Genomic DNA, 1,532 nt, shown 5'->3' on the forward strand with positions numbered 1-1,532 from the left:
AGCAGGCCGCGGGCCGTGCCGGGTAGAACGGCTTTCATGGAACCTCCGTCATAACCCCGGCGCGGCGCAGCAAGGGCGATACAAAGCGAAAAAGCATCCTCACGGCACACCCTGCGGTCGACCTAGGAGATGAATAAGTGGCGGACATGACCAAGTTCTGGCCAGCCCTACGAGCTTCCCTGCTGGTCACGCTAGTTGCCGCGCTTGTCGATACGGTTACCCTCGTCATCGATCGGGTAACCTTCATCACCATCAATGCCCACGCCGTCCGGAAAGTGCGGACGATCAAGTACTTTTAGGAAAAAATCTCTGCTGGGTAGACCTTTCAAGCTTCTTTCTAGCCGGGGATACTGGGCTTCTCCGGTGCCAGGCGGGACATCCTGGGGAATGCGAGTCTCGACGCCCTTGATGAAGTTGGCCTTGAGAGCATCAAAAGCTGGCTTGCGCCATGGCTCAAAGCCCAATTGCGTCGGCACGTCGATGGGCTTATCGGCATCGACCACATAGGCCGAAGCCATTTTTATTCGGTAGGCCGTTGAGATGCCGTCATAACTTCTACTTTTTGTGTTGAACATGCTGTCGGCGTTGCGGCGAAGCGCGTAGTACATCGCGACGTGGTCCTCGTGATACGCAGAGTCTTCACCGCCGGCTCCGCCAGTGTTGGTGATACTCTCGGCGTAAACATCGCGCCAATTCCGATAGCCGCCGATTAGGCCCGTGGCGCTCAAGCCATCAGACGCGATGTTGAGCCGGATTTTGCCCTTGCTAAAATTGCTGTCTTCCCATGCGAGCTTAGTATTTGTCGCGAGGCCCGGCATGTGCAGATGTTCGACTTGCTTGGTCTCTACCACTCCGTTTTTGATCTTGGCCTTCAGCCTGGTGTATAGAGCTGAATCCAGAATTCGATAGGAATAATCCATCGCGATACCACCGCGCGCATCTTTGATGGTTTTGTCGGGTGAATAGCCGATTTCCAGCGTAGCGTCGCTGTCATTCCTCGGGTCCTGGTTACCGGAGATGCGCAGGACTATGCTAAAAAGGCCGGTCCGAATTGAATCCTTGGTCTGAGCGGCGAAAAGAGCATTGCCGTCGCCGCGTGAGAACGCGTCGCATCCCCAAGCGCGGTAAAGCGCATTGTCGATGCCTTTCTCACCGTCGGGGCTGACGAAGTCATGAGGTCCGATCTTGCCGTCCAGATTGAATCCTTCAGCGATGCGGCTGGTCACTTGCGGTTGCCCGGTATCTTCCGCCGCCCAGGGATTGACGTAAGTTTCGATTCCTTTGTTGTATCCGCGGTAGGAAATGGCGCGAGTGGTAATAGTATAAAGAATACTAGGCCCTCCCTCAGCCTGATCCAGTCCGGGGGGATTTACAATCCAGTCGATCTCCTGTTGCGACCGCCATTTTTGGCGCGCCAGCGCGCTCTTGATCTGCTCGGGGTTGACAAAGTTGGTCGTGCTGCCATGCGGGCAGTCCACGCCGGGCTCAACCTCTCCCTTGCGAGTGAAACCGGGACGTCCGCCATAACGGAA

The 1,532-nt window shown here is 56.2% G+C and carries 1 protein-coding gene; it reads right to left on the minus strand.

Annotated features, from left to right (window positions below):
• Window positions 1-191: 191 nt before the first annotated feature.
• On the minus strand, window positions 192-1,532 hold a 1,341-nt coding region (locus Q3C01_RS44800; protein WP_458151736.1), incomplete at its 5' end, for a hypothetical protein.

This window comes from Bradyrhizobium sp. UFLA05-109 (genome assembly GCF_054185165.1).